This window comes from Cellulomonas sp. P4_A2, assembly GCF_056402515.1.
The window spans coordinates 1-368 of sequence record NZ_JBFUHG010000221.1 but is presented as its reverse complement, the minus strand read 5'-3'; the positions used below and the strand labels follow the sequence as shown (position 1 = coordinate 368).

Sequence of the window (368 nt, the reverse complement as noted above, 5' to 3'; positions counted from 1 at the left end):
CTACGGCGTCGTCGGCGACAGCCTCAACCTGGTCGTCGACGCCATCCGCCGCAACTCCGCCATCGAGTGGATCCAGGTCAGGCACGAGGAGACCGCCGCGTTCGCCGCCGGTGCCGAGGCCCAGATCACCGGCACCCTGGCGGCCTGCGCGGGCTCCTGCGGCCCCGGCAATCTGCACCTCATCAACGGCCTCTACGACGCCCACCGCTCCATGGCTCCCGTCCTCGCCCTCGCCTCGCACATCCCGTCGAGCGAGATCGGTCTCGGTTACTTCCAGGAGACCCATCCGGATCTGCTCTTCCAGGAGTGCAGTCACTACAACGAGATGATCTCCAACCCGCAGCAGATGCCGCGGCTGCTCCAGACGG

The 368-nt window shown here is 67.7% G+C and carries 1 protein-coding gene; it reads left to right on the top strand.

Going from position 1 to position 368, the window contains the following annotated elements; translation table 11 throughout:
• Window positions 1-368 (top strand): thiamine pyrophosphate-binding protein (locus tag AC1DUE_RS20810; protein WP_477041292.1); only part of this gene is annotated, 368 nt, incomplete at both ends.